Annotated in this window: 17 protein-coding genes; 12 read left to right on the plus strand and 5 right to left on the minus strand. The window is 61.0% G+C overall.

Going from position 1 to position 19534, the window contains the following annotated elements:
- Positions 1-22: 22 nt before the first annotated feature.
- Both VJ464_23265 and VJ464_23270 read right to left on the minus strand, forming a co-directional pair.
- Positions 23-661 carry a DUF1990 domain-containing protein gene (locus tag VJ464_23265; protein ID HKQ08065.1) on the minus strand — a complete coding sequence of 213 codons (639 nt, stop codon included), beginning with the start codon at positions 659-661 and terminating at the stop codon, positions 23-25.
- Complete coding sequence (locus VJ464_23270) at positions 609-1643, minus strand: NAD-dependent epimerase/dehydratase family protein (protein HKQ08066.1); 1035 nt, start codon at positions 1641-1643, stop codon at positions 609-611. Before VJ464_23270 ends, VJ464_23265 begins: the two co-directional genes overlap by 53 nt.
- Positions 1644-1776: 133 nt before the next feature.
- On the opposite strand from VJ464_23270, the gene VJ464_23275 reads away from it, so the two are divergent.
- The 6 genes from VJ464_23275 to VJ464_23300 all read left to right on the plus strand — a co-directional run bounded on the left by VJ464_23275 (position 1777) and on the right by VJ464_23300 (position 9997).
- Positions 1777-2196, plus strand: coding sequence for a rhodanese-like domain-containing protein (locus tag VJ464_23275; GenBank protein ID HKQ08067.1), 420 nt, complete (start codon positions 1777-1779; stop codon positions 2194-2196).
- Between the two features lie 161 nt (positions 2197-2357).
- The gene (locus tag VJ464_23280; GenBank protein ID HKQ08068.1) at positions 2358-3032 is read left to right on the plus strand and encodes an HAD family phosphatase; all 675 of its coding nucleotides are present in this window, start codon (positions 2358-2360) and stop codon (positions 3030-3032) included.
- A gap of 27 nt (positions 3033-3059) precedes the next feature.
- Positions 3060-3974: a LysR family transcriptional regulator gene (locus VJ464_23285; protein HKQ08069.1), complete on the plus strand. Its 915-nt coding sequence runs from the start codon at positions 3060-3062 to the stop codon at positions 3972-3974.
- Positions 3975-4118: 144 nt separating this feature from the next.
- Positions 4119-5132, plus strand: coding sequence for a GTP 3',8-cyclase MoaA (moaA, locus tag VJ464_23290; protein HKQ08070.1), 1014 nt, complete (start codon positions 4119-4121; stop codon positions 5130-5132).
- A 215-nt stretch (positions 5133-5347) separates the two neighbouring features.
- Positions 5348-8959, plus strand: coding sequence for an FG-GAP-like repeat-containing protein (locus VJ464_23295; protein HKQ08071.1), 3612 nt, complete (start codon positions 5348-5350; stop codon positions 8957-8959).
- A gap of 24 nt (positions 8960-8983) precedes the next feature.
- Positions 8984-9997: a nitrilase-related carbon-nitrogen hydrolase gene (locus VJ464_23300; GenBank protein ID HKQ08072.1), complete on the plus strand. Its 1014-nt coding sequence runs from the start codon at positions 8984-8986 to the stop codon at positions 9995-9997.
- Here the strand turns inward: VJ464_23300 and VJ464_23305 are convergent.
- Together VJ464_23305 and VJ464_23310 are read right to left on the minus strand one after the other, a co-directional pair.
- Positions 9994-10527 carry a DinB family protein gene (locus VJ464_23305; GenBank protein HKQ08073.1) on the minus strand — a complete coding sequence of 178 codons (534 nt, stop codon included), beginning with the start codon at positions 10525-10527 and terminating at the stop codon, positions 9994-9996. The two genes, VJ464_23300 and VJ464_23305, sit on opposite strands and share 4 nt — an antisense overlap.
- A gap of 169 nt (positions 10528-10696) precedes the next feature.
- Entirely contained in the window at positions 10697-12112 is a 1416-nt protein-coding gene (locus VJ464_23310) for a CARDB domain-containing protein (protein ID HKQ08074.1), read from the minus strand.
- A gap of 373 nt (positions 12113-12485) precedes the next feature.
- Between VJ464_23310 and VJ464_23315 the strand changes: the two genes are divergently transcribed.
- The 6 genes from VJ464_23315 to VJ464_23340 all read left to right on the plus strand — a co-directional run bounded on the left by VJ464_23315 (position 12486) and on the right by VJ464_23340 (position 18307).
- Positions 12486-15140, plus strand: a complete 2655-nt coding sequence (locus tag VJ464_23315; protein ID HKQ08075.1) for a LuxR C-terminal-related transcriptional regulator — start codon at positions 12486-12488, stop codon at positions 15138-15140.
- A 185-nt stretch (positions 15141-15325) separates the two neighbouring features.
- Positions 15326-15757, plus strand: a complete 432-nt coding sequence (locus VJ464_23320; GenBank protein ID HKQ08076.1) for a hypothetical protein — start codon at positions 15326-15328, stop codon at positions 15755-15757.
- Positions 15758-15837: 80 nt separating this feature from the next.
- Positions 15838-16080 carry a hypothetical protein gene (locus VJ464_23325; GenBank protein ID HKQ08077.1) on the plus strand — a complete coding sequence of 81 codons (243 nt, stop codon included), beginning with the start codon at positions 15838-15840 and terminating at the stop codon, positions 16078-16080.
- 137 nt (positions 16081-16217) lie between these two features.
- The gene (locus tag VJ464_23330) at positions 16218-16763 is read left to right on the plus strand and encodes a hypothetical protein (GenBank protein HKQ08078.1); all 546 of its coding nucleotides are present in this window, start codon (positions 16218-16220) and stop codon (positions 16761-16763) included.
- Between the two features lie 176 nt (positions 16764-16939).
- The gene (locus VJ464_23335) at positions 16940-17383 is read left to right on the plus strand and encodes a MarR family transcriptional regulator (protein HKQ08079.1); all 444 of its coding nucleotides are present in this window, start codon (positions 16940-16942) and stop codon (positions 17381-17383) included.
- A gap of 60 nt (positions 17384-17443) precedes the next feature.
- Positions 17444-18307: a lytic transglycosylase domain-containing protein gene (locus VJ464_23340; protein HKQ08080.1), complete on the plus strand. Its 864-nt coding sequence runs from the start codon at positions 17444-17446 to the stop codon at positions 18305-18307.
- A 44-nt stretch (positions 18308-18351) separates the two neighbouring features.
- On the opposite strand, the gene VJ464_23345 is transcribed toward VJ464_23340, so the two are convergent.
- On the minus strand, positions 18352-19515 hold the full coding sequence (locus VJ464_23345) for an FAD-dependent oxidoreductase (GenBank protein HKQ08081.1): 1164 nt from the start codon (positions 19513-19515) through the stop codon (positions 18352-18354).
- Between the last annotated feature and the right edge of the window lie 19 nt (positions 19516-19534).

Genomic DNA, 19534 nt, shown 5'->3' on the forward strand with positions numbered 1-19534 from the left:
ATTCCGCATTCACACTTCATCATTATCTTATGCGGCGCATGGCTTGCTGCGAGTCGCGCGCGAAACGCTTTTGCAGCCGCCGCGCCAACGGACGGGCGAGCCGCGCCAGCGCATGACGCGGCTGCGAGTAAGCGAGAATGTCGTACCAGACCGCGTCGTCACGGCGATGCCATTCGACAGTGAAACGCTCTTCGCCGCGCTCGGCGTGCGCGGCCAGTGTGCCGTAGGCGAAGCCATAACGTTTGACCGGGCCGTCCTCGTCAATCAGGTAAACGATGCGACAGCCGTTCAGCGACCAGAAGCCGTAATGGCGCACGCGGACGCAGACTGTCACATCAACCTCAATCGGCGCGGCGGCGGGGAAGAGCGCAAGCCAGCCGAGGTTGAACATCTGCCAGCGGCGTAAGGCGGCCACGGCATCGGCAAAGACCTGCGCGCCACTGCCCAGCCGCGTGCGGTTGTGGTCGCATTGATAACCTGCCGGCGCAGGGCCGCGCGTCATGCCAGTCTCTCGGTAAGAGAATGCTTGTTGGCTTTGCGCCGCCAGAAATTGCCTGACCTGCTCGGCGGATGGTTGCGAGAAGTGAAACATAGGCGCGATGGCCGCTTCACGAGCGGCGCTGCTGCCGCACGCTTTCGAGCAGCGCGTCTTCGGCGGCATAGTCGAACTGTTCCGCGCTGTCCACGGCGGCCGGGTTGGCGCGCTGCCAGGCGATGGTCTGTTGCAAGGCCGCGCCGCGCGTGATCGGCTCTGTGTAATCAAGCTCACGCCGGATGCGGCGGGTGTCGCCATCAAGGTGATGCGCGAAGTTGTACGGCATGCGCAGATGCGCCGGCAGCGCGTCATCCGGCACCGTGACGAACTCGCCTGCCCAGCCGGCAGCCTCAGCGATGATCTGCGCCCATTGCAGCTCGCTCAATGCCGCCGGGTCGCCGACGTTGTAAGTGCGACCGGCGGCGCGCTCATCGGTCGCCGCAAGCGCGATGGCAGCGGCGACGTTGTCGACATAGCCGCGCGTCCAGCGCCACGCGGCGCGACGCTCGCCCATCAGGATGGCGCCACGACCGTCATCCATGCGCTTCAGGTAATCAAACGTGCGGTGCTGATGATCGCGCGGGCCGTAAACGAAAGGCAGGCGCAGCACGGTGCCCGGCAATTGCGCCTCGCTCATCACCACCTGCTCGACCAGTATCTTGTCGTATTCGTAAACCCACTGCCCGAACCGTTCGGCAAACTGACGATAGGGATAACGCGACTCGCGCAGCGGCGCGTCTTCCGAAAGCGGTGCGGTCGCAGGCGCTGCTTCTTCCAGACCGATGAAGCCACCATAAGCGCGATACACATCCTGGCTCGAAGCGACGACCGTGCGCCGCGCCAGTCCGCTGAACGCCCGCATCAAGCCTTCGGCTTCGGCCTGGTTATAGCAGATCAGATCGATGACCACTTCGGGCGCCAGCCGCTTCAGGTCATTCCTCATAAATCGCAGCGCGTGACGGTCGCCGCGAAACGTTCGCACCCCGGCGGGTAGAGGCGCGCTCTTGCGCCCGCGGTGCATCACGGAAACCTGATGGCCGCCGGCCGCAAGCTGCCGGATGACCGCCGGGCCGATGAATCCTGTGCCGCCAATGACGAGAATCTCCATAGCCGTGAATTATGAAACGTGCCACAGGGATTTGAAAGCCGCCGACGCATGGCGCGGCATCGGCGGGCGGTGGTAGGATAATCGGTAGGGAAGAGGTGGTTGATCCCCCCGATATTCAACTGAGGAGATACGCATGAAGTTCGAGAGATTAATGATGGCGGCTGTCTGTGTGCTGCTTGTGGCCGCCGGATTATTTGCCGCGCCGAAAGCGGCAACCGCAAACGACGACGTCAAGCACGAGCTCACCGCGACAGAGCTCAAGCAACGTCTGGGCAAAGGCGAAGCGATCATCATCCTTGATGCGCGCCACGACCTGAACGGCCAGATCATCAAAGGCGCGGTGCATGTGCCGAGCAGCAAGCTGGAAGAGTGGGCCAAAGGCGTTGACAAGAAGACGGTCATCGTCACCTATTGCACCTGCCCGCACGACGAGGCCGCCGAAGCTGAAGTGCAGTCGCTGCTCGGCTGGGGCTATCAAAACGCCTACTCGCTGAAAGGCGGGCTGAACGCGGCGCGCGAAGCCGGTCTTGAGATTGTCGCGCCCAGTGAATAAGCCGGGCGGCTGGCCACAAAGAGCGCCGGCCTACCGCTTGAGACGGGCTCGATTTTGAGCATCATGAATGAAAGGCCGCCGCGATGAGTGGCGGCCTTTCATTCGCCGGTTTCAGCGGGCAGATTGCCTGCCAGCGGATTCTCGGATAATCTCACAGACTTATGAATGTGGATGACAACCCTGCGGCGCGCGCCGTGCTGTGGGACGTAGACGGCACGCTCGTAGATTCGCTCGAATATCACTGGCTGAGCTGGCGCGCGGCGCTCGACACGGAAAACTATGCGTTGACGCGCGAGCAGTTCATGTCTACGTTTGGCCGGCGCAACGACGAGATTCTGCACACCTACTTCGGAGCGGAGATTACCGCCGAGCGCATCCTGCGCATCAGCCTCGACAAGGAAGAGCAATACCGCGAGCTGGTGCGGCAACGCGGCATCACGCCGTTGCCGGGCGTGCGCCGCTGGCTCGACCGCCTGCGCGATGACGGCTGGCGGCAAGCCATCGCTTCGTCGGCGCCGCCGCTCAACCTCGAAGTCATTCTCGCGGCGCTCGGCCTCGAAGGCCGCTTCGACGCCATCGTTTCTGCCGAAGAGGTCGAACGTGGCAAGCCCGACCCGCAAATCTTTCTGACCGCCGCCGCCAAAGTGCGGACGACGCCGGCGCGCTGCGTCGTCGTTGAAGACGCGCCCGCCGGCACTGAGGCCGCGCGCCGCGCCGGTATGCGCGCCATCGGCGTGCTGACGACGCACGCGAGGCTTGAAGCCGACCGCGTCGCCCGGACGCTCGACGAGTTAGACGATGCCGCCTTCGACGACTTGCTCGATGACCGGCGTTGAAGGCCGGCGCTCGATGACGAATTCGGAATGGAGTTAAGGCTACTGAGAACATTTCAGGCAGTCGCCGACGCCGGCTCGTTCACACAAGCGGCGGCGCGCATTCACCTGACGCAGGCGGCGGTCAGCGTGCATATCCGCCAGCTCGAAGAAGAGATCGGCTCGCCGCTCTTCCTGCGCGTCAACAAAAAGCTCTATTTGACGGAAGCCGGGCGGGCGCTGCTCGTGCACGCCGAGACCATCCTGCACGCCCACGACGAAGCCAAGGCGGCGCTCGCCGGTCTCGGCCAGGCGTCGCGCGGGCGCTTGCGCATCGGCGTCACCTCGACGGCCTTCACGCTGCAACCGCTGCCGGAAATCCTCAGCGAGATCAAGCGCCGTTTCGCGCTGCTCGACCTGCTCGTAGTCGGCGGCACCAGCGAGCGCATCGTCGAACAGATTCTCGCCGGCCACCTGGACGTCGGCATCGTGTCGCTGCCGGTCGAAGCCTCGGACTTGACGACCGAGACCCTGCGCAGCGACCGGCTGGCGGCGGTAATGAATCCTACACATCGGCTGGCCGGCGAAAAGAGCGTCACCGTCGAGCGGCTTGCCGCCGAGCCGCTGATCCTGAGCGAGCACGGCGGCAACACGCGCCGTCTGCTCGACCTGTTTTTCGAGAAGCACCACCTGGAGCCGACCATCATCATGGAGTTGCAGCGCACGGAAGCGATCATCAAGATGGTCGAGCTAGGCTTTGGCGTGACCATCCTGCCGCAAGGCGCGGCGCGCACGGCGGTGGCGCGCGGCAGCTTGCGCGCCGTGCCTGTGCAGGGGCTCGACGTGCGCTGGCAATTTGGCGTCGCGTACCTGAAGAGCGATTACATCGCGCCGGCGCTTGAGTCGTTTCTGAAGCTCTGCCGCGCTTATATTGCCGAGGGGCGCGGCCAGCACACCGGCGAGTGATCCGAAGATTAACCGCCAAGACGCCAGGACCGCCAAGACGACCTTGATCTGTTCTTGGCGGTCTTGTCGTCTTGGCGGTTTAAGTTCTGTGATTGGCTTGCGCTTTCGAGCTGCGTTAGAATACCAGTCATCACAGGTGAATTCATGACCCACGACCGCTACAGCCGATTGCTCAAAGACCTGAGAATCTCGGTCACCGACCGGTGCAATTTCCGCTGCACCTATTGCATGCCGGACGACGAATACCTGTGGATTGCGCGGCGCGAGATTCTCAGCTTCGAAGAGATCAGCCGGCTGGCCCGTCTGTTTGTTGGGCTCGGCGTAGAGAAGATTCGCCTGACCGGCGGCGAGCCGCTCTTGCGCCGCGACCTTGACGTGTTGATTCGCCAGCTCACCGCCATTGACGGCTTGCAAGACCTCTGCTTGACGACCAACGGCTCGCTGCTCGCCGAGAAAGCCGACTTGCTCGCGGCGTCGGGCCTGAAGCGTTTGAATGTGAGCCTCGACACGCTCGACCCTGAGAAGTTCGCGCGCATCCGCCGGCGCGGCGACCTCCGTGCCGTGCTGGAGGGCATCTTTGCGGCGCAGCGGGCGGGCTTTGCTTCGATCAAGCTGAATGCGGTGATCGAGCGCGGCGTCAACGAAGACGACATCCTGCCGCTGGTCGAGTTTGCCCGCGAGCACGGTTTCACCATGCGCTTCATCGAGTACATGGACGTGGGCAACGCCAACCGCTGGATATCCGAGAAGATGATTGCGAAGCGCGAGATTTTAGAAGTGATTCATGCGCGTTACCCGCTGCGCGAGGTCGGGCGCGAGCAGGCCGCCGCCCCGGCGGTAGACTATGACTTTGTGGATGGCGGTGGCCGCGTCGGCGTGATCGCTTCGGTGACCGAGCCCTTCTGCACAGATTGCACGCGCGCCCGCCTGACCGCCGATGGCCATCTGGTGACCTGCCTGTTTGCCGAGCGCGGTCATGATTTGAAGAGCCTGCTCCGCAGCGGCGCGACCGACGACGAGATTCGCGAGTTTATTATTAAAGTCTGGGGCCGGCGCGACGACCGCTACTCGGACGAACGCCTCGAAGCGCTGCAATCGCCCGACGGCTATCGAGCCAAAGAACACCGCAAGCTCGAAATGATCACCCTCGGCGGCTAGTCCCGGCCAATGTGCCAGCCTCGGCCTCATCAATCTGATTCGACGGACCTGATAACCCTGCCCGCTTAGATTAGGGAAGAGGATTGAAACGCGCCACGGCCAGGGGTGGGCCGCCTTGCTTTCGCCCCATCGCCTTGTCGCCGCGTCTCTCTTCCCCGCGCCACCGCGGCAAGCGGGCATGGACAGACCGGCGTCCTGGATTTATAAACATACTTATGAAGACCGGACGTTTGTTGCTCGCCGCCGCACTCATCAGCAGTATTCTGCTTGCCGCCAGCTTCACCGCTTTAACCAATAACCAGACGGATGCGAAAACAGCGAATCGCGAAGAGGCGTATCGCGCCAACAACATCGGCGTCGCCCTGCTTGAGCAGTACAAGTACCCGGATGCGGTCAAAGAATTTCGCCGCGCCCTCGGCCTTGAGCCAAAGCTCGCCATGGCACAGATCAATCTGGCCATCGCGCTCTTCTACGCCGGCGAATATGACGCCGCGCAGCGCGAAGCGAAGGCCGCTGAAACGGTTGCGCCTGCGGCGCCGCAGGTCTATTACACTCTTGGCATGATTGCCAAGGTGCAGAATCGCCCACCCGACGCGATGGCGGCTTTCAAGCGCGTTCTCGACATTGACCCGCGCGACCCCGGAGCGAATATTAACGTCGGCCAGCTCTACAAACAGCAGCGCGACTTCCCGAACGCCATCACCGCTTTCCGCCACGCGATTGAAACCGAGTCATATAACACCACGGCGCTGTACGGCCTCGGCCTCACCCTGATGCAGTCGGGCCAGCGCGAAGAGGGCACGCGCGTGATGGCGGAGTTCAAGAAGGTAAGCGATGCCCACTACGGCACGGATATCGGCAAAGAGTACCTGGAGCATGGGCGCTACGCCGAAGCGATTGCCTCGACCGGCGCCGAGCCCGAGCTGGTTTCAACGGCGACGCCCGAAGTCACCTTCGCGGACGCGACTGCGAGCGTGATCTCCGGCACACCACCGCAAGCCCCGGACGGTGTGCCCGCCGGCAAGGTCATCGGACGCGCGATCAATGGTGCGGAGTGGAACAACAAGGCGAAGCGCGATCTGGCCGCTTCATTTGGCGGCGGCGTGACGCTGTTTGATTATGATGGCGATGGCGACCTTGATCTGTTTGTCACCAACGCCGCGTCACAGAAGCTCTACCGCAACGACGGCGGCAAATTCGTTGACGTGACCGAGACGGCGAGCCTGTCGAAGACGCCGGCGAATACCGTCGGCATCGCCGCGGTCGCCGGCGACTACGATAATGACGGCAAGCCCGATCTGCTCGTGCTGCGCTACGGCGGATTGACGCTTTATCACAACGATGGCAACGGCAAGTTCTCTGACGCGACCGCCGCCGCGGGCATTCCCAATTATCCTTACCTGGCGCTCTCGGTCGCGTTCGTAGATGTCGATCACGACACCGACCTCGACATCTTCATCGCCGGCTGTGCCGACCTGACGAAGGCCCCGGCGGGTGCTGCCGGTCGTCAGCTAAGCTTTCCCGACGACTTCGCCGCCGCGCCGAATCTGCTGCTCAGGAACAATGGCGATGGCAAGTTCATCGACTACACGGCGGCGGCAAAACTGAGTGGCGGCACGGCGCACGCGGTCGCCGTCGTGCCGACCGATTACGACAACCACCGTGACGTTGATCTGCTGGTCGTCAACGCCGGCGATCAACCGGCGCTTTACAGCAACCAGCGCGACGGCACGTTCCGCAACGTCGCCGCGGAAGTCGGGCTGACCGTCAAAGGCGCATTCACCTGCGCGGCGGCGGGCGACGTCAACAAAGACGGCTACACCGATTTCTTCTTTGGCCGTGCCGACGGCGCGGGCACACTGGCTGTGAGCGATGGGCGTGGCCGCTTCACGACCGCCGCGGCGTCTGCCGGAACCGAGGCCGTGACCGCCGCACAGTTTCTTGATTACGACAATGACGGTTTGCTCGATCTGGTAATCGCGACCAGCAATGGTGTGCGCGTGCTGCGTAATCTCGGCAACAAATGGGAGAACACCAGCGAGCGCGCCATCAGCAAAGATCTCTTCGGCGCGGGAACCCTGATTCGCGCCTTTGCGGCAGGTGACATTGATGGCGATGACGACACAGACTTGATCGCCATCTCGGCGGCGGGCGAAGTCAAGGCGGCGCGCAACGACGGCGGCAATAAGAACGCTTCGCTGAGTGTGCGGCTTGTGGGTTTAAACGACAAGGGCAAGATACGCTTGCCCGTAGGCGCCAAGGTCGAGGCGCGCGCCGGTAGCCTTTACCAGAAGCTCGAAAATTATTCGGCCAGTCCGGCGCCCGCGCCTGCCAGCATCATCCTGGGTCTCGGCAAGCGCGCGGCATTTGACGCCGTGCGCGTCCTCTGGCCTTCGGGCACCTTGCAGTCCGAAACCGGCATCCCTCTCCCCAATGCCAAACCTAACGACAAACAATTACCGCTTGTCGGACGGTTCACCATCACAGAGAGTGACCGCAAGCCATCGTCCTGCCCTTTCCTGTACGCATGGAACGGCGAGCGCTTCGAGTTCATCACCGATTTCATGGGCGGCGGCGAGATGGGTTACTGGGAAGCGCCGGGCCAGCGCAACACGCCCGACCCGGATGAATATGTCCGCATCCGCGATGACCAATTGAAGGCGCGTGACGGGCGCTTTGAGCTGCGCGTCACCAACGAGCTTGAAGAAGTACTCTACGTTGATCGCCTGCAACTGATCGCCGTCGCGCATCCGGCAGACACGGAAATCTATCCCAACGAAGGCATGACCGAGCCGCCGCGGCCATTCAAGCTCTGGACGACGCGCAACGCGCATCCGCCGATCACCGCCATAGATGATCGCGGTCGGGACGTGCGCGACCGGCTGGCGAAACGAGATCGCCGCTTCGTTGATGACTTCGCGCTGCACCGCATTCGCGGCTATGCCGAGCCGCACATGCTGACGATGAACCTCGGCGCGACGGCGCGGGGGCGCACCGTGTTGCTGCTCACGGGCTGGACCGATTACGCCTTTTCGAGCGACAACGTCGCCGCTTCGCAATCGGGATTGGCGGCACAGTTGCCGGCGCTGCAAGTCAAAGATTCGCGGGGCCGCTGGCAGACCGTCATCGAAGACATCGGCATTCCCGTGGGCCGCCCGCAGACCGTGACGGTTGATCTGACCGGCAAGTTCCTGTCCGCGAGCCGCGAGGTGCGCATCGTGACCAACATGCGCATCTACTGGGATCAGGTTCTGGTTGACACATCGGCGGGTGATGCGGCAATGCAGATGACCCGGCTTGACCCGCTCGTGGCCGACCTGCACTGGCGCGGGTTTTCAGCCGAGACGACGCCCGACGGGCGCGAGCCGTTCGGCTATGATTACGCACGCGTCTCGTCGCAGTCGCCGTGGAAGACGATGCCCGGTCGCTACACGCGCGAAGGCGACGTGCGCGAGCTGCTTATGAAAACCGACGATCTGTTCGTCGTCTCGCGGCCCGGCGACGAGATCATCTTATCCTTCGACGCGACGCGGCTGCCGCCTTTGCCGGCGGGCTGGAAGCGGACTTACTTGCTCTATGCCGACGGCTTCAGCAAGGAGATGGACATTCATTCGGCGAGCCCCGATGCGGTCGCGCCGTTGCCGTTTCACGGCATGAAGCAGTACCCGTACAGCGCACCGGAGAGCTATCCGCTGAGCGCCGCGCGCCGCCGTTTGATTGAGCGCTACAACACGCGCATCATCGCCGCGCCGCTGCCGCGCATCGAAAGCACGTTTGCCGAGCCGGTCATTGCGCCGAATCTATCAAGCGGCAATCCTCGCCGCTGAAGTCATCAATACAGGAAGTGTAATATGCAGCACATTCGTTATTCCGTCGCGGCATGTCAGACAGACATGCCGAATCCCATAGAGCGCCGCGAGATGCGCCGCTCGACCGACCGCATGCTGGCCATGATTGACGCGGCGGTCGCCGGCGCCGCGCCCTTCCTGCCGCTGCGGCTGGCGGTCTTTCCCGAATTCGCTCACGCCGCGCCGGTCTTTCCCACGGTCGAGGAGTTGCGGCAAAAGCTCGCCGTCGAAATCCCCAACGAGCATACCGAGCGCCTGGAGCAGAAAGCCCGCGAGCATGACATCTACATTCAAAGCGGCTCGATGATCGAACTCGACCCGAAGTGGCCGAATGTGGTCTTCAATACAACTTGCCTGATCGGGCCGCAGGGCGTGCTGTACAAGTACCGCAAGGTGAACACATGGATTCCTTACGAAGTTCACGCCAGCCCGCACGACCTTGAGGGCTACGACGAGCCCTTGTTTCCGGTTGCCGACACGCCGCTCGGTCGCATCGGCTGCGCCATCTGTTACGACTGGCTCTTTCCCGAAGCCATGCGGCAACTCGCGGCCAACGGCGCGGAGGTGATGATTCGGGTGTCGGCTTACATGGACCCGTGGGGCGCGACCGAGCCGATGGATTGGTGGACGGTGGTGAACCGTTGTCGCGCGCTTGAGAACACCGCTTATGTTGTCGCCGCCAATCAAGGCGCGCAGTTGAAATTCTATCCGCCCTACTCCTGGCCGGGCGGCAGCATGGTGGTTGATTTTGACGGGCGCATTCTGGCGCAGGCGTCGCCGGGGCCGGGCGAGCGCATCGTTGTCGCGCCCATAGACATTTCGGCATTAAGACATGAGCGGGCGGCGCGGCGCGGCCATCATATGCTGGCGCACCTGCGCACGGAAGCCTACCCGGTCTACAGCCGCCATCAGTACCCGCCACCGATGGCGGGCGGTGACGGCGAGCTTTCCTATGAGCGCAACAACGAATTGATTGACGAAGCCAAGCGCCGCGTCGCTGAATCAGGCGAAGGCTAGCCCCGGTCGCCATTCACCAGCGGCAGGTATTGTTTCCACGGGCCGACGGCTTCGCCATATTGCCGGCACATCACGCGGAGAACTTGCGCGACGTGACTGAGGTCATGCGCCACCCAGGTCGCCAGCAACTCGCCGAGCGTGACGCTGCCCAGCTCGGGATGCGTGCCGCGCAAGCGCATCTGCTCAGGCCGCAGGCGCAATTCGGCAAGCGCCGTGAGATTCTGCCAGCGCAGGCCGGCAAATTCTTCCAGCAATTCTCCGAGCGATCTGCCGCGCGATTTTTCAAACTGCGCGAAGCGGTCAAAAGGTGTGAACGCTTGCGCCTCGCCGCGCTCAAGAATGATTCGAGCCCGCGGCACCCAGTCGGTCTCTTCGCCGTGAATCAAATGGCCGACGACGTCGTAAGGGCTCCATGAATCGCCGCCCTCATTCGCGGTCAACCAGGCTTCGGGTAAGTCTTTGAGCAGCACACTCAACGTCTCCGGCGTACGGCGCAGAATCGCGATGGCTTCTTCAAGCTGAAATTCCATTTGCCCCTCATCAACGAACAAGCTGGCTCGCCTCTGCTTCAATCTCTTGCCTCAATTATAGCGAGCCGCCGGCGCGCCCGCAGCGCCCAAGGGGAGGATCAAGGTTGGCGGTCAGGTCTATTCGCTCAAGCAGAAGTAGCCGGCGGGTGGCTGGCGCGGCAGCGTTTGTTTATCGCGATCTCAGAATGAGCTTGCCGCTCGTGAATCGCACGGGGTTGCCCTTATCGTCAAAGCCGTCGAAGGTCATATCGATCTGGCCGCCGCTGGCATTGGTCGCGTTAAGGCAGAGCGACTGGCTGCACGCTTTGCCGTTGGCAGGGATGTAATCGCCATTCTCTCCGCAAGCGACAAACAGCCGGGCGAAGTCTGCCGCCGAGTTGGCCGCGAGCGTGATCAGATAACCGCCGTTGCTGTCGTACAGCACCGTTTTGTAGCTGGTGATGTGAAGGCCGACGCCGCCGACTTCGGTGAGCGTCATCCCGTAACGCCAGGCGGGCAAACGCCCGCCGCACGGCTGAGTGAAATCCGGCTGCACTTCGGGCGTGTCGAAAGTGATGCGCAGATTGGCGCCGCCCGGATAATGTTCCGTCAACGAGTAGACTGTCGGCGGCCAGACCGTATCGCTGGTTCCTGCGAAATCGGCTCTGGCAAAGATGCGAAAGTCCCTGCGCCCCGGCGTCTGCCTGAACAGATCATCCATAAGCACGCGGCCTTCGAGAAAGCTGTGGCCGTCGCGTTCCTGCACGGCAGACAAGATGGCGCCGGGGTAATCGTCCGTTGCCACACAGTTGCGGTAGTCGCCGAGCGCCAGGTGGCCGCCGGGCTCAGCCGGCGACGTGAAGATCACCGCTTCCATTCCCGTGCAGCCGGTCGAAGGATTAACATCGGTGTCGAAAAAGAGCTGGATGCCGCCCGTGTAAGGCGCGCCGGCAAATTCCATCAAGAAGTAAACGTAGGCGTTGTCGTTCGTCGCCCAGATGCGCAGAAAATCACTCCCCGCGATGTAGCGCCCGGACGAATCGAACGGCCCGTCACCGCCGGCGTCACTGAGGATCGGCGCGATCTCTGCCCAATCACTCGGGTCGCCGTCTATGTGGATGGTGCCGGGGGCGGGCGGCGGTCCGACGTCTTTGGGATGAACCGTAATCGGCCCGAAGACGCCGAGGTTATTGCTCTCGTCCGCTTCGCCCACAGCTTCCTGATCGTCAACAATAACGCCCAGGTAATAGGTTCCCGGCACAAGCGACGCCGGCAGATCAATGCTCGTCGTGCAGCCACCGGCTTCGTCTCGCGCCAGGCCAGCGATCTCGCAGGTTGCGCCGGTATCGAAGTCTTGCGGCGTGATCGTGGGATCAAGCGACAGATAGTAATGAAGGCGAAACGCGCCCGCCGGTTTTTTGCCCTGATTGAGAATTTCCGTCGAGACGTTTCGCAAAGGCGTGCCGACGACGACGGTTGTGTCACTGCTGAAGTGGGCGACGATCAAATCCGGCAGCTTCTTCTTTTTCGCCAGGGCGACGGGTGCGCCTGGCAGGAGTAGCATCAAGACCAGAAAAATTCCCCAAACCTTTGCTCGACCGCTCATAACCTTCCTAACTTCATTTGTGCCCATTGAAAGAATTGGTGGCCCCCGGAGGATTCGGACCTCCAACCGACGGATGATGAGGACTAATGATTCAACCGCGCCGCGAATTAACAATTGGCTGCAACGGGTTGAAATCTCTACAGCGTATCGCCACCGACCAGTCAGAAGAATACGGCTGATTAACGCTGATGTCTACTAACCTGGTCCCGAATTCGTCACCCCTGACCTCGCCTGGGTTATCCGCAGGATTTGAAACTCTATAGGAGTCCTTCTCGTTCCTACATACGCTCGGTTTTGCCAATCGTTGGCGCGGCGCTGCTTGAGGCCGGGATTGGGCCTTGCGGCTTTTTAAACTTTGGGGCATGTGTTTCTTATGTCTGCACAGATTTTGGCTACGAAACTTTATATCCCCCCGCCTCGGCCTAAAGCCGTCTTGCGCCCCCGTCTGATCGAGCGTCTGAACGAGGGCCTGCACCATAAGCTGACCCTCATATCTACCCCCGCCGGCTTTGGCAAGACCACGCTGCTCAGCGAATGGGTCGCCGGTTGCAAGCCGCCGGTGGGCTGGTTGTCACTGGATGAAGGGGATAACGATCCCGCACAGTTTCTAGCTTACCTCGCCGCCGCCTTGCAGGCGGTCGCGGCGAATATCGAGAAGGCGGTTGCGGGGATGCTGCAATCGCCGCAACCGCCGCCGACCGAAGCGATCTTAACCGCCTTGCTGAATGAGATCAGCGCCATCCCCGATGGTTTCGTCCTCATCCTTGACGACTACCACGTTATTGACGCCGAAGCGATTGATCGTGCCCTCGCCTTTCTCGTCGAACACCTGCCGCCGCAGATGCATGTGGTCATCGCCACCCGTGAGGACCCACAGCTCCCGCTGGCCCGTTTACGCGCCCGCGGCCAGTTGACCGAACTGCGCGTCGCCGACTTGCGGTTTACCCCCTCGGAAGCGGCTGAGTTTCTCAATCAGACCATGGGCCTCAAGCTCTCTGCGGAAGACGTTGCCGCTTTGGAAGCCCGCACCGAAGGCTGGATCGCCGGGCTGCAACTGGCCGCCATTTCATTGCAGGGGCATAAAGACGCCGCCGGCTTCATCAAGTCGTTCACCGGCAGCCACCATTTCGTGCTCGACTATTTGGTTGAAGAGGTCCTACAGCAGCAGGCAGAAAGCGTCCAGACCTTCCTGCTGCGCACGTCTATCCTTGACCGGCTGTGCGGTCCCCTATGTGATGCCGTTCTGCTTGAACGATCTGGCTCGGGCCAGCAAACCCTCGCCACGCTTGAGCGCGCCAACCTGTTCATCATCCCCCTGGACAACGAGCGGCGCTGGTATCGCTATCACCACCTCTTCGCCGACTTGCTGCGGCAGAGGCTGCACCAGAGCATCGCCTCATCACCAGAGGATGCGGAGCGCCGCATCAACGAGCTGCACATCCGTGCCAGTCGGTGGTTTGAAGAGAATGGCCTGGCGATTGAAGCCTTCCACCATGCTGCCGCCGCTGATGATGTCGAGCGCGCCCAGCAACTCATCGCAGGAGACCGGATACCCCAGCACCTGCGCGGCGCGGTGGCCGCTATCTTAGACTGGCTAAAATCACTGCCAAAGACCGTCCTCGACGCCAGACCCTGGTTGTGGTGGAGGTATGCCTCATTGTTGTTGGTCAATGGCCAGACCGCAGGCGTGGAAGAGAAACTCCAAGCGGCTGAAGACGCCTTGCGAGGCCGCGAGGCGCAAGAGGAAGATCGAAACCTTGTCGGACTGATTGCCGCTGCCAGGGCGGTGCTGGCTCTCACTCGTTACAAGGTAGACACCATGCTTGCCCAGTCGCGCCGCGCCCTGGAGTACCTGAACCCCGACATGGTTATTTCCCGCGCTACCGCTTATTGGACGATGGGGTATGCCTACCTCTTCTCGCGAGACTGGGCCGCCGCCCGCCGTGCCTTGACTGAAGCCATATCGCTCAGCCAGGCAAGCGAGGATATCTTCACCGCCATCATCGCGACCGTTGGCCTGGGCAATGTCGAGGAAGCAGAAAACCAGCTCGGTCTGGCGGCCGCCACCTACCGGCGTGTGCTGCAAATGGCAGGTGATCAGCCGCTGCAAATTATCCACGAAGCGCATCTTGGCCTGGCCCGTATCCTTTACGAATGGAATGATCTCGATGCCGCCGAACAACACGGGCGGCAGGGCCTCCACTTCGCGCGGCAGTATGACCGGGTGATTGATCGATTTATTCTCTGTGAAGTCTTTCTCGCGCGTCTGCAACTCGCCCGCAAAGACGTGGCCGGCGCGGCGGCCATTCTCGCTCAAGCCAGTCAGTCCGTGCGCCAGCCTAACTTCGCGCATCGGGCGGCTGAAGTGGCTGCTGCACAGGTGCTTACTTTCCTTCATCAGGGCAATCTGGTGGCCGCCGAGCGGCTGGCCGAGACGCACCAGCTCCCCATCAGCCAGGCGCGGGTCCACCTGGCCAGGGGAAACGCGGCGGCAGCCCTGGCGGTGCTGGAGCGACTGCGCCAACAGGCGGAGGCCAGGGGCTGGGAGGATGAACGGCTCAAGGTGATGGTCCTCCAATCGGTGGCTTACGATGTGCAGGGCGAACAAGACAAGGCGCTACAACTGCTGGGAGACGCCCTGGCGCTGGCAGAGCCCGGAGGCTTCGTCCGCCTCTTTATCGACGAAGGTGCGCCAATGGCTCACCTGTTGGCGGCGGCGGCTCGTGGCGTGATGCCAGAGTATGTCGGTAAGCTGCTGGCGGTATTTGAAACCGAGAAGCGGAAAAGCGAGGACCAATCTTCACTGCCCCCGGCCTCACCTGCCCAGCTCGGCAGCGAGCCATTGAGCCGACGCGAGTTAGAAGTGCTACGCCTCATTGCCCAGGGACTCTCCAATCAAGAGATCGGCGAGCGGCTCTTCCTCGCCCTGATAACGGTCAAAGGGCACAATCAGAGAATCTTCTCGAAGCTAGAGGTAAGAAACCGCACGGAAGCCGTCGCGCGGGCTCGCGAGCTGGGGCTGTTATAGCCAAACCCCGGGCGCTTTTTCCTCAGTCGCCTCAAAACAATACCCAAAACCATACTTTAGTATCTACACGCCCATACCGCATTAACGATATTTTGGGTGTGTCAGTAGCCGTGGCGAGCGGCACAGCTTAAAACAGCGTTGGTTGCAGCCGCCTAATATTAAGCGGCTAGCGGAGGGAATAGTCGATGTCCGAAGTGTCTATATTCAGGCTCTACTTGTTGAGGGCCGGGTACATAGTGATTGCCGTGGGCTTAACGATCATGATATGGCCGGCGATTATTCGCCCTCCCGAAAACATATCGCACATGGGCACAGTCGTCCGCAGCGTGCTCGCTGCCGTATCGCTTCTAGCCGTCCTGGGAATCCGCTATCCGCTCAAGCTGCTTCCCGTGCTTTTCTTCGAATTGCTGTGGAAGACCATCTGGATTCTCGCTTTCGCGCTTCGGCTAGGGGCGGCTCAGGGGCTGGATGCGGATATGAAAGGAACGCTGAAGGATAATATCGTTGGCATTATCCTGGTTCTCGTCGTGATGCCTTGGGGCTACGTACTCAAACATTATTTGAAGGCACCGGGAGACCCGTGGCGCAAGCGGGTGGCCTCAAGCGCCGGTAGATAGTTTTTGTCACTGGCACTGACGGTTGCCGCTTGCCGCCGCTGGCGCGAACCATTGAGGCCGCCCGCAAAAGGTGCAAGGTAATGGCAGACGCACTGAACCGAAAAACGGATACAGGCCAGCCGACGGTCTACCAAATCAGGGTCAAAGGCCATCTGGGCGCTCAATGGACAGACTGGTTTGGTGGCCTGGCCGTCGCCCTGGAAGATAACGGCGAGACCCTCTTAACCGGCCCGGTGGCCGATCAGGCCGCCCTGCATGGATTGCTAAGAAAAGTGCGTGATTTAGGGATGCCACTGGTCTCGGTCGCCAGTGTCGTTCAATGAGACTCGTTCATGTCATTCAAAAAGGAGAGAACATGCAAAACACCATCAACATTTCTGAAGCAGCTACGGAGTCTGGAAATTCCCAGGGTCCTGGTCACGGTCCTGGCACACGCCCTTGCCGCCCTTTCGCAGGACTCATGCCAAGACGCTTCGCGGCCCTGCTGATCTGTCTGCTTGCGCCAGCCACCATCGCCCTGGCCCAGGGGCAACCGAAGACCGCCGTCGCGCCGTCGGAGACGCAAAAGGCTTTCGAGAAGATGAAATCGCTGGAGGGCTCCTGGGAAGCCCACATGACAACCACCCCGCAGGCCGCTGAGGTTGAAGGCAAACTCACGCAGGTCTCGCTTCGCGTGACTTCCAGGGGGAACGCCCTCATGCATGAGATGAGGGTAAGCGGAATTCCCGACGATCCGATCACCATGTTTTATCTGGATGCGGATCGCTTGCTGCTGACGCATTATTGCGACGCAGGTAATCGGCCTCGCATGGAAGGCAAGCTCTCGCCGGACGGCAAGACCTTGGAATTCGATTTCCTCGACGTCGCCGGCGGCACGCAGTACGGGCACATGCACCATGCGGTGTTCACCCTCATCGACGCCAACCATCACACCGAGGATTGGACTTTCATGCTCGCGGGCGACAAGCATGTCCGCGCCCACCTTGACCTTCAGCGGAAGAAATGACGAGTGCGTATCTCCGGTTTGGAGTGCGGCGACCGGTCACCGCACTCCAAGGCCGAAGGCAATCGCTCGCTGAGAGATAACCCCAATCATTACAGCAGATTCACCGGCCCGATGATGCCTTTTTTAATCCTTGACAAATTAATTAACTTGCTTAATAATTATCAAGGTTAATTCATATGAGCGAAAACAATCATCGCGTCCACACGGCTTTATTGGGCCTCTTCAAACCCATCCGCAAGGATGTCGAACGGCGCCTCGGCTCTGCCGGCCCGGGTATGACGATGCTGCAATGCGGCATACTCCGTCATCTGGAACACGGCAGCCTGACCAGCAACGAGCTGGCCCGGCGGATGATGATCACGCCGCCGTCACTCGTCGCCGTCGTTGACGCCCTGGAGCGTGATGGCTATCTGCAACGCAAGCCGGACCCGCGCGACAGGCGGCGCACGCCACTGCATATTACTCCGCAAGGCGAAGCGCTCTTAAAGAAGGTGCCGCTTTGCGCCGAAACCGACGCCCTTTCGGTGGCGCTTGGTCACCTCGGGGAACGCAAGGCAGAGCAACTCGCCAGGCTGTTAGAGGAATTGGCCGCAAAAATCGCAGACGCTAGCCGTCAATAGCCTTCTCAGGAACGCAAATACGGACAAGGGAATAGGGACTTAACAAGGGGAAAGCTGAAGATGTGTAAGAATAAAGCGCTGGTCATGATTCTGTTTATCGTTTCCATAGCGGCATCGGCTCAAGCACAAACCGCCGCTGCGAGCGGGTCAGGCAGCCCATCCAGTCAGTCGCAAGGCCAGGTCGCCGACGCGACCAAGCCGCTCAAAGCAGACTCCACCGGAACCGCTGCCGAGCAATACCAGTCCAGCCTGAAAACGCTCGCCGCCTCGTATGACGAAGGCCTGAAGCGTTTGGCCGACCAGAACGCGAAGATCAAAGAACTGTTCGACAAAGGATTGGTGTCGCGCCGCGACGTCGAACAGAGTGACAATTCCTTGGCCGAGGCGCGTGCGAAAGTCGAGAATGTCCAGAAAGAAATGGCGGCGGCGAAGGCCCAGGCCCTGAAAGCTTCCGCAGAGGTCGCGATGATAAGCCAGCAAAACAGCGGCCTGGCGTGGAGTACAGGAAACCAGCAAATAGATGCACTGATTCGTTATAACGGCGAGCGTTACGGCATTGATCCGTACTTGATTTATTGTGTCATCCATCAGGAATCAGGCTTCCGCCTGACGGCGGTCAGCGGCAAGGGCGCTCAGGGCCTGATGCAACTGATGCCGGCGACGGCCGCTCGCTACGGCGTGGCCAACGCCTATGATCCGGCCCAAAGTATAAAGGGGGGCACCCGCTACTTGAGGGATTTGCTGGACATGTTTGATGGGAAGGTCGATTTGACTCTGGCCGCCTATAATGCCGGCGAAGGGGCGGTAATGAAGTATGGCAACCGCATACCGCCCTACCAGGAAACGAGGGATTATGTCCGCAACATCATCGCTCGATATAACAGCAGCGGGCTGCGCCAGTCGGCATCGAAAGCCGCACTCTAGAGCGGTTTTCAATGCCCACAGCGTGACCATAGCAGCGCGGCCTTTCATGCCTTGAGCCCCTTCATGATCTTTGCATGGGCTTCGAGGATTTGCGTGGCCTGGTCCGGCCTCGGTGCCAGCGACCAGTCGTCGTCATCAAAGGTGCCGCCCAGAACGATTCCGTCTCGGCGCGGGAACATGTAACCGCTGCCCAGATAGCAGTAATCAATCTCAGGCTGTGGCAACAACACTTCCAATTGGCCACGCACCGGGCCGAGTTCCTGATCGCCAAACAGCGCACGCGCACCGAGTCCGGTACAGTTGAAGATGACCGGCTCAGGCAGACGCATAATCTCTTCGCGATTGCGAAATTCCTTAACCACCAACTTGCCACCGGCGATGTAGAAATCACGCAAGAGGGCGCTGAGATAGACCGGAGGCTCGATGAGCATCGTGCTGTACTGGCGGACATACGGAAAGCCGAAGTAATGCTCCGGGTCTCGATGAATCTCCTGCTGCGGGTAGAGATCATTGCCACCAGTCAATTCCCGAGAGAGTGACGCTTCGTTGCGGTAGAGTTCGAAAGTATCTATCCAGCGCACGCCGTACTCTGGGCCGACGAGCAGCTGAAAGGCTCGGTTGGAAATTCGGCATGCAAGGCGAAACTGTTCGATAAACTTCGTTGACGCGGCTTGGGGATCGTAGACCGATGTGGGCGACCAGAATCCTCCGGCGATGTTGGAAGTCGTCTCGGGCGGCAGGTCTTTGGCATAAATGGTCACCGTCCCCGGACCATCCTGAAAACGACGTTGCAGGAGACGCGCGGTTGATAAGCCATTAACGCCACATCCGAGAACGGCAAAGTGTCGATGTGTCGTCGCTCGGCGACTGCGTTGGGCGCGAGAGCTTTGCACTCCCAGAAAGTCTCGCGCTAGATCCAGAGCCAGTGACGCCGTTCCCCAAGACAGGGTGATGCCGGCGCCTCCGTGCCCATAATTATGAATCAGGAGTTTGGCGCCGAGGCGCTCTGCGTCAACGACAAAGCCTTCGGCACGATACGGTCGGAGGCCGACGACCTCACGAATGATTCGATCACGCGCCACCCTGACCGGCGCAAAATGGCGTTCAGCATTGAAGCTGGCAGCGAAGGTGTTTGACCGTGCCGCCGTTAGAAAGGCGGTGGCTGCCAGGGTACCGCGAAGAAAGTTACGCCGATTGATTTTGTTCATCGTTCTTCTTGGGATAGCC

This window comes from Blastocatellia bacterium (genome assembly GCA_035275065.1).
Classification (GTDB): Bacteria; Acidobacteriota; Blastocatellia; order UBA7656; family UBA7656; genus DATENM01.